General features: G+C 42.1%; 20 protein-coding genes. All 20 read right to left on the reverse strand.

All coding sequences use genetic code 11. The features are described 5' to 3' along the window. Positions 1–14: 14 nt before the first annotated feature. Entirely contained in the window at positions 15–2108 is a 2094-nt protein-coding gene (locus tag AC5JL8_RS14665) for a glycosyltransferase (protein WP_495880519.1), read from the reverse strand. Positions 2109–2180: 72 nt separating this feature from the next. Next, on the reverse strand, positions 2181–3425 hold the full coding sequence (locus AC5JL8_RS14670; RefSeq protein WP_495880520.1) for a methyltransferase domain-containing protein: 1245 nt from the start codon (positions 3423–3425) through the stop codon (positions 2181–2183). 31 nt (positions 3426–3456) lie between these two features. After that, a complete protein-coding gene (locus AC5JL8_RS14675; protein WP_495880521.1) occupies positions 3457–4509 on the reverse strand; it encodes an NAD-dependent epimerase/dehydratase family protein in 1053 nt (350 codons plus the stop codon). Continuing rightward, positions 4433–5287: a glucose-1-phosphate cytidylyltransferase gene (rfbF, locus tag AC5JL8_RS14680; RefSeq protein ID WP_495880522.1), complete on the reverse strand. Its 855-nt coding sequence runs from the start codon at positions 5285–5287 to the stop codon at positions 4433–4435. The genes AC5JL8_RS14675 and rfbF overlap by 77 nt, the downstream gene beginning before the upstream one ends. A 40-nt stretch (positions 5288–5327) precedes the next feature. Further along, complete coding sequence (locus AC5JL8_RS14685) at positions 5328–7298, reverse strand: tetratricopeptide repeat protein (protein ID WP_495880523.1); 1971 nt, start codon at positions 7296–7298, stop codon at positions 5328–5330. 134 nt (positions 7299–7432) lie between these two features. After that, positions 7433–8674, reverse strand: a complete 1242-nt coding sequence (locus AC5JL8_RS14690) for a calcium-binding protein (RefSeq protein ID WP_495880524.1) — start codon at positions 8672–8674, stop codon at positions 7433–7435. 488 nt (positions 8675–9162) lie between these two features. Continuing rightward, positions 9163–10401 (reverse strand): calcium-binding protein, encoded by a 1239-nt coding sequence (locus AC5JL8_RS14695; RefSeq protein ID WP_495880525.1) that lies wholly within the window; start codon positions 10399–10401, stop codon positions 9163–9165. Between the two features lie 114 nt (positions 10402–10515). After that, the gene (locus AC5JL8_RS14700; RefSeq protein ID WP_495880526.1) at positions 10516–10719 is read right to left on the reverse strand and encodes a hypothetical protein; all 204 of its coding nucleotides are present in this window, start codon (positions 10717–10719) and stop codon (positions 10516–10518) included. A 6-nt stretch (positions 10720–10725) separates the two neighbouring features. Further along, on the reverse strand, positions 10726–11988 hold the full coding sequence (locus AC5JL8_RS14705; RefSeq protein ID WP_495880527.1) for a nif11-class peptide radical SAM maturase 3: 1263 nt from the start codon (positions 11986–11988) through the stop codon (positions 10726–10728). 125 nt (positions 11989–12113) lie between these two features. Then, positions 12114–12437, reverse strand: coding sequence for a hypothetical protein (locus AC5JL8_RS14710; RefSeq protein ID WP_495880528.1), 324 nt, complete (start codon positions 12435–12437; stop codon positions 12114–12116). A 232-nt stretch (positions 12438–12669) separates the two neighbouring features. Further along, the gene (locus AC5JL8_RS14715) at positions 12670–13092 is read right to left on the reverse strand and encodes a Nif11-like leader peptide family RiPP precursor (protein ID WP_495880529.1); all 423 of its coding nucleotides are present in this window, start codon (positions 13090–13092) and stop codon (positions 12670–12672) included. Positions 13093–13135: 43 nt separating this feature from the next. Further along, positions 13136–13582 carry a nitrogen fixation protein gene (locus tag AC5JL8_RS14720; protein WP_495880530.1) on the reverse strand — a complete coding sequence of 149 codons (447 nt, stop codon included), beginning with the start codon at positions 13580–13582 and terminating at the stop codon, positions 13136–13138. Between the two features lie 49 nt (positions 13583–13631). Continuing rightward, positions 13632–13937, reverse strand: coding sequence for a hypothetical protein (locus AC5JL8_RS14725; RefSeq protein WP_495880531.1), 306 nt, complete (start codon positions 13935–13937; stop codon positions 13632–13634). A gap of 34 nt (positions 13938–13971) precedes the next feature. After that, positions 13972–17145, reverse strand: a complete 3174-nt coding sequence (locus AC5JL8_RS14730; protein ID WP_495880532.1) for a beta strand repeat-containing protein — start codon at positions 17143–17145, stop codon at positions 13972–13974. A gap of 69 nt (positions 17146–17214) precedes the next feature. Beyond that, positions 17215–20298 (reverse strand): tetratricopeptide repeat protein, encoded by a 3084-nt coding sequence (locus AC5JL8_RS14735; RefSeq protein WP_495880533.1) that lies wholly within the window; start codon positions 20296–20298, stop codon positions 17215–17217. 420 nt (positions 20299–20718) lie between these two features. Next, positions 20719–21006, reverse strand: coding sequence for a hypothetical protein (locus AC5JL8_RS14740; RefSeq protein ID WP_495880534.1), 288 nt, complete (start codon positions 21004–21006; stop codon positions 20719–20721). Between the two features lie 131 nt (positions 21007–21137). After that, positions 21138–21425 carry a hypothetical protein gene (locus tag AC5JL8_RS14745; RefSeq protein WP_495880535.1) on the reverse strand — a complete coding sequence of 96 codons (288 nt, stop codon included), beginning with the start codon at positions 21423–21425 and terminating at the stop codon, positions 21138–21140. Between the two features lie 471 nt (positions 21426–21896). Next, positions 21897–22679 (reverse strand): peptidylprolyl isomerase, encoded by a 783-nt coding sequence (locus AC5JL8_RS14750; protein ID WP_495880536.1) that lies wholly within the window; start codon positions 22677–22679, stop codon positions 21897–21899. Positions 22680–22792: 113 nt separating this feature from the next. Continuing rightward, positions 22793–22990 carry a hypothetical protein gene (locus tag AC5JL8_RS14755; protein WP_495880537.1) on the reverse strand — a complete coding sequence of 66 codons (198 nt, stop codon included), beginning with the start codon at positions 22988–22990 and terminating at the stop codon, positions 22793–22795. Between the two features lie 101 nt (positions 22991–23091). Continuing rightward, on the reverse strand, positions 23092–24651 hold the full coding sequence (locus AC5JL8_RS14760) for a beta-barrel domain-containing protein (protein ID WP_495880538.1): 1560 nt from the start codon (positions 24649–24651) through the stop codon (positions 23092–23094). Positions 24652–24665: the final 14 nt, after the last annotated feature.

A 24665-nucleotide genomic window follows, 5' to 3' on the forward strand; every position in this document is an offset into this window, starting at 1 on the left:
TTGACTCCTAAGGATTAGGCACTTAACAAGGCCAAACTCGAAGCTGGTATTGCTTGGCAGCAGAGGTTGGTATACAGATGTTGCAAGTCAACAGCCACCTTGTCGAAGGTAAATTGTTCCACACCGCGCTGACGGGCAGCCTGACCCATCGCTTTTCTGAGATCGGCATCTTTTAACAGATGTATAATAGCGTCTGCTAAAGCATTTACATCACTGCGCTCAACAATGAGACCAGTTTTGCCATGCTCAACCAATTCTGGAAAAGCACCTCCTTGGGTAGCTACTACAGGCAATCCAGTAATCATGGCTTCTGCAATTGGCATACCAAATGCTTCATGACAAATACTGGGGAAGACAAAAATATCAGCCTGTTGATATAAGTTCGGCAGTTGAGAGGGTGGTAATAGCCCTGTGAAGGTAACTGGAGGAGCTGTGCCTTCACCCACCTGCTCACTTAACTGCGCCATATATTGCCTTAAATAACCAGTCCAAGCATCATCTTGTTGGTGGAATGAGGCTAATGCCGAAACTTTTGGATCATCACTCAATCCCACTAGATATTCATAAGGTATTACACCGACAGGGCCAACCAAAGTTAGTTGAACATTGGGGTCATGCAGCAATACCTGGCGAAACGCTTCTAACAGGATATGGCTACCCTTCTCAGGACAGACTCGGCCGACAAATAGTAATTTTTTAATTGGTTTTTGCGAGGACGATTTAACGGTTTGGGGTTGAGCCAGAAAGTCGAGATATCGGTCAGCATCCACTCCATTGGCAATTACCTGACATCGCTCGCTAAACTGAAGAAAACGCTGCTGTACTTGCCCTGAGATATACTGACTGGGACTAAGTACGCAGTCCACAGCACCCAGCCGTCGCTCCAGTGTTTTATGGTCGAGTTGGTTTAACCACTCACAATGCGTATGTAAGACAATTTTGCATTTCGGATTGAGGGCGCGGATGATGGGGGCGAACTGAGACAAGTTGTGGATATGAACCACATCACAGGGATGCTTTCTCAAATCATGGGCGATTTGCAATGCATATGCCGCATAGTACAGGCTAGACGCAAAACTGGGACGGGTTGAACTGTAAAAGCCAGGAATTTCCTCCAGCCGCTTGAGGGCAGAACGGTCGAGTTTGATCGGAATGTATTTATACCGCACCCCTTCATACACACTTTCCTGTCTTTTTTCTCCGCCGGTGTACACCGTAATGTCGCTCGTTGCCGCTAACCGCCGGGCCATCTCATAGGTGAGAATGCCAATCGAATCGGCGGGTGTAGGATAACGCGTCAAGACAAACGGCTGACCGATAAAGGCCACTTTTAATCTTGATGAATTCTGCTGTTGGGGAGGCGGTGTTAGCTGAGTCAGCTTTTGACGGGATAAGGTCTTGTACAATGACGAATCACTGGGATTTATCTCTAGCGCCTTTTGATAGCAACACACCGCCTCATCAGTTTCACCTTGGGCTTGTAGTACCACTCCCAGGTTATAATGAGCGATCGCCAAGTCAGGTTGTAAGTCCAGGGCTTGACGATAGTAGGTAGTTGCAGATTTAAAGTCACCCGCTTTCTTACGATTCACCCCTAGATCGTGATTTAGCTGTGCAAACTTAACTTGTTGTTCTGGCGAAAGTTTGCCTTGGCTATGCAGGGCGTTGGCCAAATTGACTTCGGCTTCGGGAAAGTTAGGTTGCAGTTGCAGAGCTTTTTGGTAAGAAGCGATCGCATCGTTGACCTTTCCCTGCTGTTGCAATGTGTAGCCCAAGTTGTTGTAGATGACAAATGCCTGGGGCTGAAGTGCTAGAGCCTTTTGGTATGCCTCTACTGCTGCCGATAAATGACCTTGAATTTGATGCACATTTCCCAAGCTAAACCAGGCTTTAAAAGATGCAGGCTGTGCCTTTAACAATGTATACAGTAGTTTTTCAGCGGTCTGATATTGTCCTGCCTGTTGGGCCAGCATACTAAGACCATGTAAGGCGTCAGGATGATCGGGTTGTTTTGCTAGAATCTGCCGATAAATCTGCTCGGCTTGCACTAAACGATTAACCCGTTGATATTGAACAGCAAGTTTAATGGCTTCACCAACAGTGGACATATCCCCTATCTTCTTTTGAGCGATGGCTATAAAAAAATTGATAAATTCAGCTGATTGAGAATCAGTACATCCCTAGACAATCTTGGGTTGTGGAATCGGAATAATAAATTGACCGCCTTTTTGCCGATAAGCTGTTTGTTGCTGCATGATTTCATCAGCAAAATTCCAAGCCAGAATCAACACATAATCTGGCTGATCCTCTAAAAGTTTATCGGGCGAAAAAATCGGTAGATGATTACCGCCCATATAGCGTCCATGCTTATGTGGATTGAGATCCACGACATAATCTAATAACTGGCGATCAATCCCGACATAGCTCAACAAAGTTGTTGCTTTGGCCGCTGCACCATAGCCAACGATTCGCTTACCTTGTTGTTTAAGATCCCGGAGAATTTCTCCTAGAGTTTGCTTGATCGCCCGGACGCGATCGCCAAAATCGCGGTAAAAATCAATTCTATCTACACCTCGTTGAATTTCTTGCTCTAAAAGCTGAGTTACCGATTCCTCGGCTGCATCATCATGTTCCACAAACAGCCGTAATGACCCCCCATGAATAGCAACTCGCTGCACTCGATTGAGAAACAATCCATGCCGTCTAAACAAGCGATCTAGAGCCGTGACAGAAAAGTAACACAAATGCTGATGATAGATTGTATCAAACTCACAATGGTCAACTAAGTCAACCACGTAAGGCACCTCAATCACCGCCACACCTGCTGGTTTGAGAATTGTCGCTATACCTTCGACAAAACCATTCAAGTCTGGCACATGAGCTAAGACGTTATTGGCTAAAAAAACGTCCGCCTGTTTTCCTTCACTGCGTAAATTTACCGCTAGGTGTTTACTAAAAAAGGTACAAAGGGTAGGAACGCCAGCTTTTTGGGCTACCCCAGCAGGCCCATCGGCAGGGTCAATTCCCAACACAGGAATACCCCGTCCGACAAAATGCTTGAGCATATAACCATCATTGCTAGCTGCTTCCAGTACCAAGCTATTACCATCAAGTTGCCGCGACTCGATAATTGCTAAAGCACTTTCTTGAAAATGCCGCATCAGAGAGGGAGATACCGAGGAAAAGTAAGGATAATTTCGGCAAAACAAAATCTCTGGCGGTACTGTCTCGGTGATTTGCAACAGCCCACTGCTAGGAGAAAAAGCTAGATCCAGAGAAGCCGTATATTCTGGTTGATTGAGTTGTTCCTCAGTCAGTAGGGCATCGGCTAGAGGTGTATGACCAAAGGAAATGATTAGTTCTAGGTCATCCTCACCATTAGCACGACAAGGTGGTAGCAAGCCGCGAGCAACTAGGTTAAGCATAAAAAAGCTCTCTTCTGAAATTATTAACAATTCATACCGCTAGGGAATATGCTAGGGACGGATGTTTCCAGCGTAAAGTCTCATCAATTTGTCCACTACTTAGCAGTTGTTGAATATGGGCAATCCGCTGATAGCGGGGCCCTTCAAACTCTTCTAAGGTCAGACCAATGCGTTGATAAGTTTGGTATAGTTCTTCGGCTCCCTTACGGGCATTCCACTGCGGTTGGAAGTCTGGTAGCATTTGAGTAATTTTGCTACAGTCAACTCGATAGCAGCGTTTATCTGGGCCAGCATTGGCTGCATATTCAATCTGACAGCCCGGAACTGTTTGTTGAACAATCTCAGCTAATTCACGGATGCGGTAGTTATCCTCATTACGTCCCACATTGAAAGCCTGATTGTGAGTGACCTCTCTTGGAGCTTTCAAGACCGCAATAAAAGCTCTAGAAATATCTTCAATATGGACAATTGGCCGCCAAGGAGTACCGTCGCTCTTGATATAAACTTGTCCGGTAGTAAACGCCCAAGCCACGAGATTGTTGAGGACTAAATCAAACCGCAGACGTGGCGACACACCATAAGCTGTCGCGTTACGCAAAAAAGTTGGGCTGAAATTATCATCTGCTAATTTACTCACATCTTGTTCGGTTTTCACTTTGGAAATACCGTAGGGAGTTACAGGATTAAACGCAGATTCTTCAGTTAACCAATCGTCTCCACCTGCTCCATAGTTACTGCAAGAAGAGGAGAAAATAAAGCGTTCAACTCCAACTTGTTTAGCTAAGGTTGCGAGATGCACAGAAGCGGCATGATTGATTTCATAGGTTAAATCTGGGCGCAAATTGCCTAAAGGATCATTTGACAGTGCTGCTAAATGTAAGACAGCATCAAAGCCTATCAAATCAGCAGCCTCTACATCTCGAATATCTTTCTTAAGTTCAGGAATCTCTTGAATCCCACTGCCAAAAGTGCTTCCTTTAAACAAATCGCTATCTAACCCAACTACCTCATATCCCGCTGACAGCAGCAGGGGTACCATTACCGTTCCGATGTAACCGCGATGTCCCGTAACCAATACTCTCATCTACTTTATCCTCCCAAATTTTCCAAGGTGCGTTACCACCATCCCACAGTTTTTCTAAGCGATGTTTATCTCGCAGGGTGTCCATACACTGCCAGAAACCAGAGTAGCGATAAGCCATCAACTGGCCGTCTTTGGCTAATCGCTCTAGGGGTTCCTTTTCCCACTGAGTGCGATCGCTATCAACATAATCAAAAACCCCAGGTTCTAACACAAAGAAAGCACCGTTAATCCAACCTTCATGGACTTGAGGTTTTTCGGAAAACTCTACAACCTGGTCTCCATCCAGCGTTGGCAATCCAAAACGAGCCGGCGGACGAACCACGGTCATAGTTGCTAATTTGCCATGTCTGCGGTGAAAGGCTAATAAATCTTGCAAATTCAAGTCAGAAACACCATCTCCCCAGGTCAGCATAAAAGTATCCTTACCCATATAAGGAGCTAGTCGCTTAATTCGACCGCCTGTATTCGTAGACAGTCCAGTATCAATTAACTCTACAGTCCAATCGAGTTGATAACCACCATGCCTTTTTATTTCACCATTTGCTAAATTCACAGTCAGATTACTCTTTAATGAAGAATAATCCACCATGTATTTCTTAATCATTTCAGCTTTATAGCCGAGGGCAATAACAAAATCTTTGAAACCATAATGATAGTAATGCCTCATGATGTGCCAGAGAATGGGCTGACCACCAATTTCTACCATCGGCTTTGGTTTAGATTCTGTTTCTTCAGCTAGCCTAGTGCCTAATCCCCCTGCAAGAATTCCTACTTTCATAATTGCATACTCCTGAAATTGTTGGTTAAAAATATTTGAATTATTTCAAACAGTTATTGGAAAAATTCATGATGCATCTTGAGACAATTTGCTGGCGAATTGGTGCTAATTCATTAGCTGTTAACCAGACAAATAATTTCCTAATTGACTCAGGAGAATCATCAATTTTGAGGGCTTCTTGGATTAATTGCAAAGCTCCTTCCAAGTTGCCAAACTTAAGTGGTATAACTGCTCGACTCAAGCACCACTCAAAGTGATATGTGCGAGACTTTGCTGTGATGGCTGCACAAGATTCAACAGGTAAATAGCTCTGTGACATTTCAATGGCACGTCGGTGTGCAGCACCGCAAGACCCATCCATAGTTTCTGCTACGGTGACACTATTGGAGTGTTGGCGGTAATGAGCTAAAATACCTGGTTCGTACCACCAATCATAAAACACGGCTACGCGTTTATAGAATTCCCAGTCGCAGGTATAAGGAAGGTCTAGTTTGTAGCCTCCCAGTTTTTCGTAAGCTAGGCGACGAATGACTACAGATGGGGGACTAAGTGGGCAGGAAACGCCAATCCGTTTTACCCAATCTTTAACTACACCTCGATACTCTTTTAAGCCATGTTCCTGAGAGAAGACAACCTCTCGATTTTCATCAATATTTTCGTAGCCTGTAAAAGCTGCTCCTATGGACTCGGAACATTTTTCTAAGCTTGCTTTCAATCGAGCGTAAAAACCAGGCAGGACATAATCATCATGGTGTAGCAGGTGAATCCACTGCCCCCGGCTCAGAGCAACGGCTGTATTCCAATTTTGCTGTAATGGTACAGTTTTCGGAAAGCGGTAGTAACGGATCATGCCCTTTCCGAACCCATGGGGAATTTCAAATAAGGGTGGGTTACTGCCATTATCCAAAACCAGAATTTCCATGTCCTCCGGCCCTGTCCATTGCGCCAGTACGCTGGCCAGACATTCGGGGAAATATTCTGGACGGTTCAAAACTGGAATAACTACACTCCAGAAGGGTCTTGCTTCTTCGGAGTTTGGCACTGGAGGAATAGTAGGGAAACTATATTTTCCGATAATCGTTTCTTGAAATTGGATTGGTGGGGGAATGTGTTCATCTAAGTTGAACACAGAAACTTGAGCGCTACTGGAACTGCTTACTGCTTGGGCATAATGCGGATTCAGCAACATTAACCCTTTGCGGTAGGCCGACACAGCTTTATCAAGTTGGTGCTGGATTTGGTAAATCAGTCCTGTTAAATAAGCTTTTTCCCCGTCTGACTTCAGTTCTAGGGCTTGGTAAAACACAGACTCGGCTTCCTCCACCTGACCTTGCTCATGCAGGGTCATTCCCAATTTCAAATAGGTGTTTGTTTGGTCTGGCTGCAAACTAATCGCTTGTCTGTAATAAGCAACAGTAGTCTTCAAATCCCCTGCTTTTTTGCGAGCGATCGCCAACTTATTATTTAATTTTGCATAGTATAATTTTTGCTCACTGGAAAGCTTGCCTTGAGCATGAAGTGCATTGCCCAAATTCGCTTCTGCTTCCATAAAGTCCCGCTTTAACTCTAGGGCTTTGCGATAGTAGTTAATTGCTTCGTCAAATAACCCTTGTTGTTGCAAAGTAAAGCCCAGATTGTTATAAATAGGTGCAGAATCTGGTTGCAATTTTAGAGCTTGGTGATATGCGTTTGCAGCTTCGCTCAATTGCTCTTGCGATTGGCGTAAATTTCCCAAAGTAAACCAGATTTTAACTGAATCAGGTTGAAATTGCAACGCTTTACTCAACAACTGTTCAGCCGCCTGATGATTACCCATTTTTTGGGACAGTATGCCTAATCCATAAAATGCTTCCGGGTGATCAGGCTGAATTTCTAGAACTTGGCGGTAAGCCTTCTCAGCTTCAGTTAAGCGATTAGCTTGGTAATATTGAACAGCTTTTTGTAGGATTTCGGTTACGTTATCAACACCTACAACTTCAGGCAAAGAATCAACATTTAAAGTAGTTGCCATAGCTTTTTTAAAGTTTCAAAAGTGTATGTTAAGAAAATGCACAATAAATTAGTATTGTAAATATCGATTCAAATTGTGATATTTAGTTTTGTAGGTTAGCCTTGCCTAAGAGTTTTCTTAAAGGGCAATTAGTTTTAAATAAATTCTATGGATTCAGCAGTAATCAGGTTGGAATTCAAACCAGTGAGTAGAATCTTTCCTTGAGTTGGGCCATCATTAAAGTTGAAGAGAAGACCATCATTGGTATTGGTTATTTTGCCTTGAGACAACATCCCGTTTAACCATGTAGCAGTATTAATATTACCCCAGCCTTGAAATACAATCTTATCTGTACCAACCTGAAAATCTTGAATGATATCCAACTCTCCATCACGCAAGCTATTACCTCGTTGATAAAAAAATATGTCAGCGCCTTCACCACCAACCAGAACATCACTACCACGACCACCAGTCAGGACATCTTTGCCGCCACCAGCATTGAGTTGATCATTGCCCTCGCCTCCATCTAGCCAATCATTACCTTGGCCACCTTCGAGGATATCATCGCCTCTTTGTCCATTCAGCTTGTCATCCCCCAAGCTCGCATAAATTTTATCTACACCATTGTCTCCCTTCAAATTATCATTTCCAATAGTGCCATAGATAACATCTTGACCCAAGTTATCTATTAAATTATCTCCGTAAGCAATAGCAGCACTCGCATCAATTTCTACTAATGTTATGGTCGTCTCTTTTGTAAACTTTCTCTCATAACTGCCAGTAACTTGGCCTGTAAGAGAGTCTTTACCATTATTACCGTTTACATCACTAGCTTTGTCATAACTATTAATAGTAAAGTTACGGCTACCGCCATATATCAAATCACCGAATTGCATCGAGGAAATCAAACTACCTCGCAAGCCAACAAAATCTATAACCTTCGGTTTATTAGGCTCGGTGGTGTCTAATACCAAGAATGTACTTTTTGACTCAGCTTCGTTATATTCAACATTAGGATTTTCTATTTCTTTGGCTGACAGTGCTAAATCTGCGGAAAAATTAAAAGAGAAGGTTTGATTAGCGCCAACTGCAAAACTAGCAACCACTTTCGTTGTACTATTGGCATTTCCCTGATAAGTACCATCTAGACCAATGGTAGTAGAGTCAGTGAAGAGTAATGAAAAAACAGGCTCGCTCTCAAAAAAAACTGCTTGAGCTTCTGCAATAGCAAGAGCCACCCCACCTTGCACCAATGTTTGTGTCTGGGCTTCAACTAACGCTCCTGAAGAACTTTGATTATAGTTGGAGCCAAGAGCAAATCCTTGCGCCTGAGCAAAATTAGGATTGGTACTAGAATTTGAATCAGTTGATTGTAAAAATACAGTCTCTGATGACATGAAAGCCTCTGTTTATTAATCTTATCGTATGGTTTCTCTGCTAAAGATATATTCATTGCAGTTGAGTTAGAGTTCTATAGCTTTGTGATAGCAAGCGATCGCTTCACTAAGATTACTTTATTGTTCTAATATTTAGTCTAGGTTATTAAGAATTGATGTCGCATTTTGGCTAGGGTAATAGCTGGTTTATAAGCTTCCTCTGTTTTTAATGGCTTATACTGATAAATCACCATATTTATGAAAAATTTAACATTTGGTTTTAAAAAATATCTAATATTCATGTTTAAGTTATGTTGGTATCAAGTTACTAGAACTATGTATAAATTTTAAATTCTTTAGAAGGGTAAACGTGTCTAAAGTTTGAAACACTTATTAGACAAAAATTTTGTTAAATAAACATTTTAAAACATTAACTATTAAAATCATTGTCTAAAAAGTATCTTTATACTTTCAGACGCGTTTGCCCTGTAATTAGCCTTAAATAAACACTAACTAAAGATTATCGATTCAGAGTTAATCAAGCTAGAACTCACGCCTGAAAGCAGTAATTCTCCTTGAGTTTTTCCAACATTAAAATTAAAAAGAGTACCATCAGGGGTATCAGTTATATTACCTTGAGAAAACATCTCATTTAACCATGTATCAGTGTTAATAGAACCCCAACCCTTAAATACAATCTTATCGATACCAACTTGGAAGTCTTGAATGACATCAAACTCACCATTCAACAAGCTAGAACCACTGTTAAAAACAAATTTGTCATAGCCATCGCCACCAACCAAAACATTACTACCACGACCACCAATCAGCGTGTCATCACCCAAACTGCCGTGGATTTTATCATTGCCCTCGCCTCCATTTAACCAATCATTGCCTTGACCGCCTTCGAGGATATCATCACCTTTGCGTCCATCCAGCTTGTCATTCCCCAAGCTGCCATAAATTTTGTTTGCACCGTTGTTTCCTGTCAGATTATCATTCCGAATCGTGCCATAGATAACATCTTTACCTAAATTTTTGATTAAAGTATCTCCCAAAAAAGTAACAGCGCTGGCATTAATTTCTACTATCGTTATATTTGTATTATTTTTAAACTTTCTCTGATAACTGCCAATAGCCTTTGCTGTTAGGGAGTCCTCACCATTGTTGCCATTAAGATCAGTAGTTTTTTCCCGACTGGTAATAGTAAATTTACCACTACTGCCAAGCGTAAAATCGCTGATTTTAGAGGAAATTAACTTACCCCGCATCCCAAAATAATCTAACACTTTGGGTTTATTGGGATTTGTTGTGTCTAATACCAAGAAAGCGGTTTTTGACTTAGCCTGGTTATATTCAACATTGGGATTTTCAATTTCTTTAGCTTTCAGTGCTAAATCGGCTGAAAAATCGAAAGAGAAGGTTTGATTAGCGCCAACTGCAAAACTAGCAACCACCTTCGTTTTACTATTGGCACTTCCCGCATAAGCACCATCTAATCCAATGCCAGTACTGTCAGTAAACAGTGCTGAAAAACTTGGGTCATTGTTAAAAAATTGTGCTCCAGCTTCAGCGATCGCAACAGCCACCCCACCTTTTACCAATGTCTTTGTCTGGGCATCAGTTAAACTTCCTGAAGCACTTTGATTATAGTTATAGACAAGGCCAAATCCTTGAGCGTTAGCAAAATTAGGATTGGGATTGGGATTTGGAGCAGTCGATTGTAAAAAGATAGTTTCTGATGACATGAAAGCCTCTGTTTATTTTGTGGGAGAGTTTCTCTGCTGAAAATTTGCTCATTTACGAACTCCATCAAAAAAATTTAAAAATCTAATAAATTGAACACTCGTGTTGGCTGTCGTTTAGCTATCTGGTCTTGATATCTCTAGATTCAATTGTGCGCTTTTGTCTAGGGCTTGCTTCGCTTTTAATAGCACTTTCAATTGAGTTAATTGACTGTTCCAAGCTGAACGTGGAAGCAGGGAAATGTTCTCTGATTGAGCTGGTGATGGCTCAAGACCAGTGCTTTTTTCGGGAATTGTGGTAATTTCTGAATTGTCAGCCATAATCTATTACCTTGCTAGCGAGTAAGAAACTTTTGTTTGTTGCTGCCAACTTTCAGACCACTGAATGCTGTCAGCAGTAAAATGTAATGGATCGTTTACTGGCAAAGGAGTGTCTATAGGCTCCACAATTAGCTCAAACTCTCCATTATCAAAAGGCAGACCTTGGGCTTTTACTTTGGGCGTTACACGCTCGCGCAAGCCTTCTGCTGCATGGACAAGGGCGCGATGATGACAGTAAGGATTATTACCTCTCTTGTCAAAGAAAACATGGGCAGTCCAACTGCAACCACCACGACACAGTTCGGCGAATTCGCAGGTTTTACAGAAACCCCACAGGTGTTTTGTACCTTCAGGTGTTCCTGCTCTCAGATTTAAGCGTAATTGTTCTGTATTGTTGATAATGTCATGCAGCGATCGCTCTCGAATATTACCACCTGTATATGCAGTAGTAGGCAGTGAGGGACAACCTTTAATTGCTCCGTCAGCTTCAATTCCCAAGGTAGAAAGCCCAGCACCGCAACCTTGCCAAAATGAAAATTCATGCTCGTTTCCCCGCCCCCGCAACAGTCGTTCATAAGGGCCGTAGTAACCAATATTATTTCCCGCTTGAAGTTGCACACCTTCTTGGTAGGCGCGACGAGCAACACGGGCGAGCATGGGGTAAATATCTAACAGTTCATAGGGTTGGAGAAGGATATCTGCGTTGTCAGCGGCATTTCCCATTGGCACAGTCAGCTGAATTTGCCAAGCACGCGCACCCGCATCACGAATACACTCATAAATGCTGGGGAACTCCGGTGCTGACAAGCGGTTAATTTGGGTGTTGCAACCGAAGGCAATGCCCACTTCTCGTAGATGACTCATGGTTTTAAATGCATATTTCCAAGAGCCTTTCCTACCCCGTAGACGGTCATGAGTTGCTTCCAAGCCATCAATAGAAACTGAGACAGTTTTAATTCCTGCGGCTTTCATTTTGTGTGCAGTTTCTAAGGAAATGCCATAACCGCCGGTAGTCATACCACATAGCATCCCTGCCTCATTAATAGCTTTAGCAATTTCTAGCCAGTCTGGACGCAGAAATGCCTCACCACCGATGAGAGTAACTTCTTTAATGCCAACTTCTGCCATCTGCCTGACAAGATCCAAAGCCTCCTCTGTGGAAAGTTCTTTGGTGCGCTCATGCCCTGCACGAGAACCACAGTGACTACAAGCTAGATTGCACTTTAAGGTAATCTCCCAAACTGCGTAGCTTTTGCGGTGGTATTTCATAGGTTAATTCTCAATCTCGGTTTTAGAAGTTGGCTTGAACCGGATAATGGTTAAATTCGGAGGAGCGTATTTAGTTGCTTAGAGTGCTGACTTTTTGCAAGGAATCCTCAATCTACCGTGAAAAGTCAGAGACTAATTGTTTTGATAAAACCACTTGCAGTAGCAACGTTTTGAAAGAGTTTAGATTTAATTTTTTGAATTACTATATCACCATCACCTGCGACTGTTACGGTAGCTGTAGGCTCACCGCCAACTGCCACAGCAAATCCTGTACCTTCTGATGTAGAATTACTGCCTGACAAAGTTTCGGTAATACTATATGAAATAGCAAAAGTGAAAGTCTCTAGCCCTGTAGCTGATGCCTCAGACATCACGAGTACTCCATCAGAACCTAAAATCAACTCTTGTTGTAGAACATTTTCTATATAGGATAAATCAGCTATCTGCATACTTTACTAATGAGCCTTTTTCAAATTGTTATTACTTGAAACTTTGTTGTAAAAGTCATGAAACTTACTGAAAAACCTCTTTCCTGCCTAGAAGCAGAGAAGTTTTTATTATGGAATTACTATCTGATTTTTGAAATATATGTAAGGTGGACATTAACTACTATATTCCGCGTTTATTTTAGGTTTTACAGTATAATGCTCACCTTACAGATACCTTAATCCTTGTATTGGATTACTGTTCTAAATCTGCTACAACTACACCGTACATTGCTTGTACAGGTGGGTCGTAGATTACTATGCCATACATAGGTTGTGGCTGTGGGATCGGTTCTGGGCAGGGTTTGGGATACTCGTCATCGGGAGGCCAGTAAATTACGCCGTATAGCGGTTGAATATCACTATCGAACTTTCTGAGACCACCAAAAGCACCTACTAATTCTTCTTCACTAAGCTCATGAAACTCGCCTAGTTCTTTTAATTCCAATATTTTTATAGCAGCTGTTTCAAATTCTTGCTGAGAAAACTTATAACCACCATTTTCTAGAGCTTTTTTCACTTCTTCTACTTTCTCGCTCATTAGTTGGCTGCGGAAAGCTTCATCTTTGGCTATTCTAATGAGGAATTCTTTAACTTTCTCAAAAATTGCTAAAGACATATTTTTACTGTCTCCTTGAATATCAGCCTTTGTTAGGAATACATTAACTTTGCAAGTTGATAGCAGGATCTGCTGCTTGACGTAACTGCTCAGATGGAGAATAGTTATCTGTGATAATTTGCGGACATCGCATACAAGCTGCCTTGCCTTCTTGCTGCCACCAGCGACAATCTCGGCGGATAGAACAAGGTGGTAGTTGTTCTACTACCGCAGGCAATTTCTCAACAATTCGCATTGCTAGACGACAATCTTTGCCATCAAAATGCTGACAACCCAATTGGGCGCAGGATGTGGCCGCGCGAAAAATTTCGGCGGGTGTAACTGGGCTAGCCTTTGCCAGCAGTTCATCTGTGATGGGCAGAGGTTGTTTGAGATAAGCTATGTGAGGTGCTGCTGCTGCTCCAGCAACTACGCCGAAGACAACAGCATCCACAAATTCGGGTTTAGCACTAGGGCAAAGGGTAGTCTGAGCAGTAGTAGTATCTTCCATTCCTTGAACCTCCACCGGAAGAGAATTTTTAACGCTTGAAGGCTAAAAATTAGGCAATTTCCTCAGGAGGATCTACAGCAATTAGCCCAACTATAATTGGTTCACAAATTGGCTTAACTGGAGGATCATCTGGTAACGCAATCATCCCAGCTATAACTGGGTCAATTGGCTTTAACTTTGTGATTGTAGTTTCTGAAGTCAAACCACCCGCAATACTTGCAGCTTCGTGATCAGATAAACCTAACAAACCTTCTTCTGTTCCTAATAACCCTCTGCGGGTTACCGCATTAGTAACGGCATCAGCAATCAGATCATTGATTTCCATTTGTTGGTTGTATTTTTTGCTTGTATCCATTTTGCTTTTCCTGTTAATTTGTGGTTATATCGAGTTAACTGAACCATTGGATAACTGGAACACCTCCACTAGTAGCTTGACCTGCGAATGCAAGATTAGCGCCATTCTGATCTCGTAAACTACCTGCAACTTCACTGAGGGACGTTCCGACTGCAACCGCTATTAAATCAAGGAAAGTTGGCGACGTGCTAACAGTGCTAGTCCCGTAAATATATGTATCTTGACCTGTCTGCTGGACTCTGTATACTAAGCCTTTTTGCACCTGAATCACATCGCCCGCATTAAAGTCTTTTGCATAGACTCCAGCCGTAGCGCCTTCCTGGCCAATAATGGCAAAGTCACCAAACGCACTACCATTACTGACATTACCGCCACTGCCCAGGTAGTAAAATTCATTACTGCCTCCCAGGATAAATCGATCATTATCGGCTCCGCCAGCTAAGACATCGAATTCTTGGAATCCTCGATTACCAAAACTACCGATACTAATAGAAGCACTTCTGCTGCCAGTCCCAACACCAACGAGGACATCATTGCCAGCCCCGCCAATTAGAACATCATTGCCACCATTTCCGATAAATAGGTTATTGTCAGTCCCGCCAATTAACCTATCTACGAAGGTAGATCCAGCTACGTTTTCAATATTACTCAGCGTATCAGTACCGCTAAGTCCATCGCTGGCAGTTCCGGTTCCCAAATTAACGACAACGCCTGCGGTACTAGACGAATAATCTGCTTGGTCGATCCCAAGTCCGCCATCAATGGTGTCATTGCCGCCACCCCCAATAAAGAGGTTATTGCCATCATTGCCGATGAGGTTGTCGTCAAAGCTTGAACCTGCGGCTTCTTCAATACTAATCAGCGTGTCCGTACCACCGAATCCATCATTAGCTGTACTCGTCCCCAAGCTAACAGTCACTCCTGCCAGACTGGAGGAATAATCTGCCCGGTCAATTCCATCACCACCATTGAAGGTGTCATTACTAGCGCCCCCTTGGAGGGTATCATTGCCAGCACCTCCATTTAAGCTGTCATCACCAGACCCGCCACTAAGGAAGTTGTTACCTGTATTGCCAACGAGGGTATCGTTGAAACTGGAACCCGAAGCTTCTTCTATGTCGATTAAGGTATCAGTGCCGCCTAAGCCATCGCTGGCTGTACCTGCTGTGAGGTCAACGTTGACTGCTGAGGTACTAGAGGCATAATCGGCGCGATCGCTACCAGTACCTCCATTCAGCGTATCATTGCCAGCGCCCCCTTGGAGGGTATCATTGCCAGCACCGCCGTTTAATGAGTTAGTAGCAGCATTTCCAGTCAAGCTGTCGTTAAAATTAGAACCAACTATGTTTTCAAGGTTCGATAGCGTATCAGTATTACCGAATCCATCACTAGCGGTGCCTGTAGTCAAGTTAACTGTAACAACTGCAATACTAGAAGAATAATCAATTTGGTCAGTACCGTCGCCTCCATTCACAGTATCATTGCCAACTCCTCCCACAAAGAGGTTATTGCCAGTATTTCCGGTCAGGCTATCATTGAAGCTAGAACCAAAGACTTCTTCAATATTGCTGAGAGTATCCGTCCCCCCAAACCCATCGCTAGCAGTACCAGCTGCTAGGTTAACAGTAACTCCGGCTGTACTGGAAGAATAATCAACCCGATCTGTGCCATCGCCGCCATTTATCGTGTCATTGCCAGGGCCGCCAACAAAGAGGTTATTTCCTCCATCTCCAGTCAGGTCGTCGTTCAATGTGGAACCGATAATATCTTCAATATTAATTAGCGTGTCAGTGCCACCTAACCCATCACTGGCTGTACCAGTTGTCAGGTTAACAGTAACTCCGGCTGTACTGGAGGAATAATCCACACGGTCTGTGCCAGCGCCGCCATTTATCGTGTCATTGCCAGCTCCACCGATAAAAGTGTTATTGCCTCCATTGCCAGTTAGAGTATCGTTGAAACTCGAACCTGCTACATCTTCAATATTGCTCAACGTATCAGTACCACCCAAGCCATCACTGGCTGTACCAGTCGTCAAATTAACAACAACTGCCGCCGTACTAGAGGAATAGCTAACACGGTCTGTTCCAGCAGCGCCATTTATCGTGTCATTGCCAGCCCCGCCGATAAAGAAATTATTCGCGGTATTGCCAGTCAGGATGTCGTTGAAAGCAGAACCTAAGACTTCTTCAATACTACTGAGTGTATCAGTTCCAGCCAGCCCATCACTGGCTGTACCAGTTGCCAGGTTAACAGTAACTCCGGCTGTACTGGAGGAATAGTCAGCCCGGTCAAAACCATCACTTCCGTTGAGGGTGTCATTACCCGCTCCCCCAGCCAGAGTATCGTTACCAGCGCCGCCATTAATGCTGTCATTACCAGCATTGCCACGCAGAAGATTATTCGCGGTATTGCCAGTCAGGGTGTCGTTGAAATTAGAACCAGCGATATTTTCAACATTAATTAGCGTATCAGTAGTGCCAAATCCATCGCTAGCAGTACCAGTTGCCAAGTTGACATTGACTGCGGCTGTACTTGATAAATAATCAACAATATCAGTTCCACTGTTGCCATTCAGGGTGTCATTACCAGCCCCACCAATTAGGGTATCATTACCTATGTTGCCGTCGAGGGAATCATCTCCGCTTCCACCATCCAGGTAATCATCATCTCCACCGCCATCCAGGTTGTCATCATCATCGTCACCATAGAGTTGGTCACTCTGTCCATTGCCAAGGATGGTATCGTCCCCTGCACCCCCCCGCAGTGTATCTACCCCTCCGCCTGTCAAGCTACTGCCACTGGCTCCCTGAATGAAGTCATTACCATCGCCACCGTCGATGAAGTCGCTACCACTAACTGCTGATATGGTGTCATTACCCGCACCGCCCAAAATAGTATCGTTACCCTGGCCGCCTTGAATATTGTCATCACCATCCCCACCGTCAAGACTGTCGTTACCGCCTCCTCCATCGAGGTAGTCGCTACCTGCGCCTCCCAGTAAAGTATCGTTAGCAGTATCAAGACCGCCAAAGAGACGATCATTGCCATCGCCACCATCTAGTAGGTCGTTGCCCTGGTCGCCCTGAAGGAAGTCATCTCCTGCTAACCCAAGCAAGGTGTCGTTACCATTACTTCCATAGATTTGATCGGCCAAAGCGGTTCCTTCAAGCCTGTCTGCCCCGTTAGTTCCTCTAAGTAAAGCCATAAATAAGTTTTATCTCCTTAATTCCCAAGCTGATTTTTCTGCCTTTTGCTTTGAAAGAGTGCTAATTTCTCAGTGCTGGGTTTGGTAAATATGTTCTAAATTCATGTGGGCTTCCTCATGTTGGAAATTGAGCTCTAAAGCTCTTTGATAGGAAGCGATCGCCTCTTCTATTTGCCCTTGTTCTTGCAGTACCACACCCAAGTGATAATGAGCTTCTACTAAATCAGGCTTGAGTGCGATCGTGCTTTGCGCGGCTTTGAAAAGGAGTATCGCCTGTCGATAGTAAATAGCGGCAGTTTTCCAATCAGCTGCTTGTTTGCGGGCAATGCCCAGCTTGTAATTTAATTCGGCATAGTAGGCTTGTTTCTCTTTGGAAAGCTTTCCTTGGGCAAAAAGTGCGTTACCTAAATTGACATCCGCTTCTACGCAATTAGGTTGAAATTCTAGAGCTTTTTGATAGGACGCTATTGCTTGTTCCCACTTACCTTGTTGTTGGAGGGTGTAGCCCAAATTATTGTAAATGGTTCCTGCATCTGGTCGTAGGACAATGGCTTTTTGGTAAGCTGTTTCTGCTTCTGGTAATTGTCCTTGGGCTTGGCGCAAATTGCCTAAACTAAACCAAATTTTTACAGAGTTAGGCTGAAGCTCACAAGCTCTACTCAAAAGTTTCTCTGCTTCTTGGAATGCACCTTTTTGCTGTGCTAGCATCCCTAACCCATATAATGCTTCTGAATAGTCTGGTTGTTTTTCTATAATCTGATGATATAGCCTTTCGGCTTTATCTAAGCGATTAGCTCGATGATGTTGAACTGCAAGTTGAAATAATTCAGCAACTCCTTCGGCGTTAAATTTTCTTGGCTTATTAACTAACTGTAAAATAAAATCTTCTAGCGCTCTGATCGGTTTTAAATCGCCATATAATTTATGCTTGTTTTCTGCAACTTGCTGGGAGATATATTGACGATATCTTGCATCTTTCCCCAAAACGACGGCAATTTGCACGTATTCTTCTTTATTTGAGGCGATCGTTTCTTCTATACCCATCATCTTTAGAATTGCCATCGAATGCCGTCCCCGCATAAGTTCCCCTGGTAAGGTGACAACCGGAATATTATAGGCAATAGATTCCAAGGTAGAGTTACATCCAGACCAACCAATACTATCTAAAAAGACATCTGCTAAAGCTGAAACTCCAGCAAACTTTTCGTTACTCATGCCCGGCAAAAATAAACAATGGTTTTGATAATTCAGCCCTAATTCATCAAAAGCATAACTTAAGCGCTGGCGAAATAATTTTGTTATATCTTCACTTTCGTGTTTAATAAAAACAAATTTACTATTTTCTAACTCCTTAGCAATTTTAGGAAAGACATCATCATGGCTTGGCAGATATTTATATAATGACTGACAACACCAGAAGACAATTTCATCTTCTTTTAAACCTATATCTGCTCTGTTAACTACTTGTGGTTGAATTGCTAAAGGCGTGTAATGAATAGATAAATTTGGTAATTTAACTAACTTTTCTGTATAGTGTTCTTGAGCATTTTCTGCTTCCATTAATTCACTACTCAAGTAATAGTCAATCGTTGGTAGTCCACTAGTATCAGGATGCCCCCAAGACGTAATTTGAATTGGTGCGAGTCTCAAGCAACCCAACTTTATCGTCATTGGGCACATACCAAACTCTGGAAAAATCAGGACGTGTAATTTATCTTCAGCTATGACTTCACACCATTGAGCAATTGAACGCACACCTTGAACAAATTTATCGAAAAGTTTTGCAGCACTGATTGTTGAATTATCTTTTTTTACCCCAGTGTAATAACCAAATAATTCAAATCCATTTCTATCGAAATTTTCTACCCAGCCCTTAATAGGGATTTTCCAATTAGAGTGGTTATAGAAAAACCCTGAAACAATACCAACTCGAACCTTATCATTTTTATCTAAATTTTGGAGAACACGCGGTTGACTCCATTGAGGATAGCGACTTGACATCATTTGACAAATCATTTCCCCATAAGTTCGCTGTAGTTCTCGGTCATTTAAGCCTTGATATGCTAGATAAAAAGGCTGTAATGCGCCAACAGCTTCAGATGCCTTTGCCCGTTCTTCTTGATTGGTTAATTGATAACTATCAGCTAAATTTTGTAAATGCTGTTGATACTGATTTCTTTTGAATTCAATTTCATCAACACTAGAATAGATAATTGGCAATTGGCTGATACAAATTCCAAATTTAGCAGGAGCATAATTAGATGTAATTTTAACAGCTTGCTCAAATGCTTGTATTGCTGTCTCTAATTTATTTTGTTCTTTAAAAACAACTCCCAAGTTGTAATAGATGTAAGCACTATTAGGTTGAATTTTGATTGCTTGTTGATAGGATTCTATAGCAGCATCAAATCTATTTAGTGCCTTCAGAGTAGTTCCCAAGTTGTTATGGGTTACTGCCATATCTGGTTTAAGCTTTAAAGCTTGTTGGTAAGCTTCTATTGCTTTATTAAAATTGCCTTTTTGTTTAAAAATATGTCCTAAATTGTGATAAGCATCAGGATAGTCTGGTTGAATTTTTATTGCTTGTTGATAAAACTTGAAAGCATCATCTAAGCGTCCCTGGTTTTGTAGTACCTCTCCTAAATGATTATGAGCTTCTACCAAATCTGGCTGTAATGCAATAGCCTGCCGATAATAGTATTCTGCCGTCTCGAATTCTCCTACTTGTTGCCTACCTAAAGCAAACTGCCGATTTAAGTCTGCATAATGAACTTTTTGGTCAGGTGACAGCTTTCCTTGAACATTGAGAGCATTACCGAGATTGGCTTGCACTTCGATGCAGTCGGGTAGAATTTCTAGTGCTTTGTCATAACAGGCGATCGCGTCTTCGAGTTTGCCTTGTTGTTGCAGGCTAAACCCTAAGCTGTTGTGTATTGCCGCTGCTTCTGGCTGCAATTGCACAGATGCTTGAAAAAATTGTTCTGCATTCCGATATTGTCCCTGTTGCTGCGCCAGCATACCTAAGCCGTATAATGCTTCCGCCTGATTAGGATTTATGTCTATAATTTGACGATAAACTTGTTCGGCTTGGGTAAAGCGCTTGGCTCGACAATGTTGAGCAGCAAGTTGGAGAGCCTCAGTAACTGTAATCATAAATTTTTACAATTATTTAATGTATCTTTCTGTTGCTACACCTGCTAGCTTTTTTGCAATTTTTGTGGGCACTACCCACCCTACGGTTAGAATGATGCAAGACATCAATTTGAACGGGCTAAAATACTGAATTTGAAGCTGATTAAAACTGACTATTCTACCCTACTTTTCACATACAACTATTAGCCCAGAGTTTTAACTCAGGGCGCGTGAACAGCATATAAATGTAAGTTAGGCTGGGTTGACGGCTGAATATTGTAAAGGTTTATTGCTAAAACAGTTATTTGGAATTAAAGAGTATATTTTAAATGAATGCCGAAAGCTCAAATGACCAGAGAGCCTTCGGCGGTTTATGAATCTACTAGGCTTTCGAGCCGGCTCTACTTGCAGGAGTTGTTACTCTTTGTAAGTAGAGTTTAATTAATTACCAGTAGCAGATACGGCGAATGCGTTAGAAGAAGATGTATTGCCATCGGTGTAGGTGAAGGCGAAGGATTCAGCAAGAGTGTTATTACCAACAGCGGTTGCACCAGATTCAGCGGTAGCTATGTTGCCACTGATGTCTACGGTAACATCAACGTTCTTGTTAATGTCGATGTTTTCGTCAATATCAATATCGATGTCTACGTCTTTCTCTGCACTAAAGCTAAAACCACCAAGAACTTCTTCAGTGGTAACTTCTAAGTAGTTCAAATCTGCAATAATCATTGTTTTTTCTCCTGAAATGTGTAAATTGTTTTGGGCTTCATTGCCAGAGAGCCTTCGGCGGTTTATAAATCTACTAGGCTTTCGAGCCAACTCTACTTGCAGGAGTTGTTACTCTTCGTAAGTAGGTTTAATTAAGCACCAGTAGCAGATACGGCGAATGCGTTAGAAGAAGATGTATTGCCATCGGTGTAGGTGAAGGCGAAGGATTCAGCAAGAGTGTTATTACCAACAGCGGTTGCACCAGATTCAGCGGTAGCTATGTTGCCACTGATGTCTACGTCAACATCAACGTCCTTGTTAATGTCGATGTTTTCGTCAATATCAATGTCAATGTTTACGTTTTTCTCTGCACTAAAGCTAAAACCACCAAGAACTTCTTCAGTGGTAATTTCTAAGTAGTTCAAATCTGCAATAATCATTGTTTTTTCTCCTGAAATGTGTAAGTTGTTTTAGGTTTTATTGCCTTCACCAACTTGTTTCTGTTGGCTACGTAATTACTATAACTTATTCGCCAAAAAAGTCAACTGCTTTTTTGGTGTTTTTTTCTTATAGGCAACTTTTATTTTTAAGCTTAAATAAGCTATATATTTGCTATGTATATTTTTATTAAAAGCAATATAATTGCATACAAAATTAGAGCAAAAATCAATAAAATTATTGCTCGATAAGCTTTACGGTAATCAATTTAATTCTTGAGATTTGCTAATTTAGCCCTTTAAAAATATTGTTTTTAAAGACAGCAAAAGCTAACTACTTAATTTCTGAGCAGTTACTAGCAGCTTTAGAACTATTACTTAAAAATTTATAAATTAACCCTGATTTAGAGAAGATTATCAGCCATCAACATATTTGAAATTTAATTAGTTATTTGGTATTGGGCAATAACAGACTTAAGCCTGCTCTAACAATTCCTGTGGCGATCGCACATTTACATCCGGGTCTATCTGAGTGACAACTTTTATACTGTCGATTTGGTGTTTTAACCAACTAGAAAACGATTCTGTAATGATTTTTTGGCGCAACTGTTCATCTAATTGGGGTTGAATGACTTCTTCCACCCAAATTAAATGCACTCCCTTGGGAGTCGTAATTGGTTTGAGAGCTTCTGGTGGTGCAGCAGCAAATACAGCCGCTGCAATCTCCGGGCGAAACTCTTTGCGGTATTGGAGTCCCTGATATCCGTAAGTACGGCGGAGTTCTGGTTCTGCGATATATAGACGAGCAATTTCTGGAAAAGTGATTTCGCCTTCTTCTAGAGCATAAAAAAGCTCTAAAGCCAAGTCTCGTTCTTCAAAGAGGACTTGGTAAGTAACAGCAGCGACATAATCTAGTTGGCGTTCATAAAAGAACTTTTCGACTTGATCCGCAAATAAATGATTCGCTAGCTTCCTTGAAAGGACATTATTGTAGGCTAATTCTTCAAACTCACTCACAGACAAGTGGTGTTTTTCTAACCATGTCCAGGTGTCTTTAGCTTTGGTAAGCTTCTTGGTGAACCGTAAGTCATCTCCTTCTTGCTGTAGTTCTTCTGGTGTGACTGTAATTCCTGCCTCTTGAGCTGCTTCGGCAATAATTCTTTGCGATACTATTGCCTCTACAACATCAGGTATCTGACAGGAGAGTTTGAGGCTGTGAATGATGTTTGAGGTTGAAATGGTCACTTGTTCGAGCATGATGCAATTTCTCCATAAAATATTCCTTATCTAGAAGTTAGATAAGATGGAGTTTTGATGCCTAACTCCTTATTAAAACCCGATTTAAAAACGGGGTCTAGGTCACAATGGTTCTATGCAGACAAAAATATAGTTGATAATTCTTTATCAATTCTTTCTGCTAGCTTGTAAGCCATTAATGGGGGATTTCGGTAGTTGGTAGCAGTTTTTCTAAATCCCCATCGTCTGGCTTCAACTTCTGAAACTCCAAACTCTGCGGCTAGGCGATTGTAAGACCAGCCATATTTTTTCATTAGCTCAATTGGATGCATATATTCACCTTACTTATACTGTTGCTAGATTTATGTTTAGGTAAGTTCTCGATGCTAGGAGACCGAACGCAGACTTGATATGCACGAACTGAAAATTTTGGCTATAGCTCTAAACCGCCTTTTTGCAGTTTTTTGAACGGATCTAAAACAAAGTCAATCACTCGCCGCTGGCGAATAATGACTTCAGCATTTGCGGACTGACCGGCAGTTAATGGAATACGTTTGTTGCCATTTTGGACATACTGCTGCTCTAAGGTGACTTCTAACTCATAGTTTTCGATGTTTCCTTGGGGTGTTTGACTAACTTTCGAGTCAGGAGAGATCCAAGTAACTTTCCCTTCGACGATGCCATACTCTTGGAACGGATAAGCATCGAACTTGACTTTGACTGGCATTCCAACCTTCAAGAAGCCACTATCCTGACTAGGCATTTGGGCTTTGAGTACAATCCCTGCATTTTGGGGTGCAATTTGGGCAATCCTTTGACCAGGTTGTACTACTGCTCCCGGTTTAGTGATGGGTAACTCAAAAATTACTCCATTAATAGGCGATCGCACTATTCGTTGCTGCATCTGAAGTCTTATAGATGTAATCTGGCTTCTAGTCTGAGCAACTTCTGTTTGCACTGCTGTTATTTGTGTCTGTAAGTCTTTTAGCTGTTCTTGATTTTTCATTACAGCCAGTTTCCCGGCTTGCACTACACTTTTATAGCTACTTTGTTCTTCTTGCAGTCGGAGTTTTGCTTGTTTGATCTCAGACTCCAACATATTAATAGTTGCTTGATAACGATTTAGCTCTTCCGTTAAGCGGAATTCTGCTTGTTTAATATCTGATGAGGCCTTTTCGTAGAGTCGCTTGCTTTCTTGTTCTTCTTTTTTGAGTTGATCAATTTGGGTTGCAGAAACTGCACCATCCTGAACGAGTTTGCTAAAGCGTTCAACTTGTCTTGAGTCTATACCCAAACGAGCTTGAGCCGACTTCTGATCATTACGAGTGGTGTAAATCTGCTGTTGTGCTTGCCTAACTAATGCCTGTTTTTCTAACTTTTGTAGGTTATAGGTACTTACTTTGGTGTCAAGGTTTTGCTGCGCCTGGTTAACTTGAGCTATTTTTTCTAATTCTTGGGATTTATTTTGTTGCTCTAAGAGGCTAGTTGACAACAAAAGCTGATTTTTGAGGACTTCGAGTTGCGATTGGCGATTTTGTAGCCCTTGCAATTTTGTCTGTGCCTGTTGCAGTTCGGTTTGCACCAGATCAGACTCTAATTCAAGTAGAATCTGGCCAGCTTTAACTGTATCTCCTTCTTTAACCGTAACATTTTTAACACTCCCACCAGCTTGAGCATCTAATTTCTGGGTTGCACCTTTGGGTTCTATACGCCCTCTAGCGCTACCAGTCTCATCTACTTTTGAGAAAGTGGCCCAGGGTACAAACAGAGCAGCACAGCCGATTAGCACATACAACAGCCCTCTAGACCAAATTTGGGGTAAGCCATTGAGCAGTTCTTCAGTACCGTAGTACAAGCCTTTGAACAAATCTTGGCCGTTATTTTGTGTCTCTGTCTGCTCCTGAACTTCTATAGATTCCTCTTGCTGTGTATAACTTTGATACTTATCTTGCTCATTTTTGGGAGGTGCAGATGATGTATTGGAATGAGGCATAGTTTTAATTTCCG

The organism is Mojavia sp. (genome assembly GCF_059505145.1).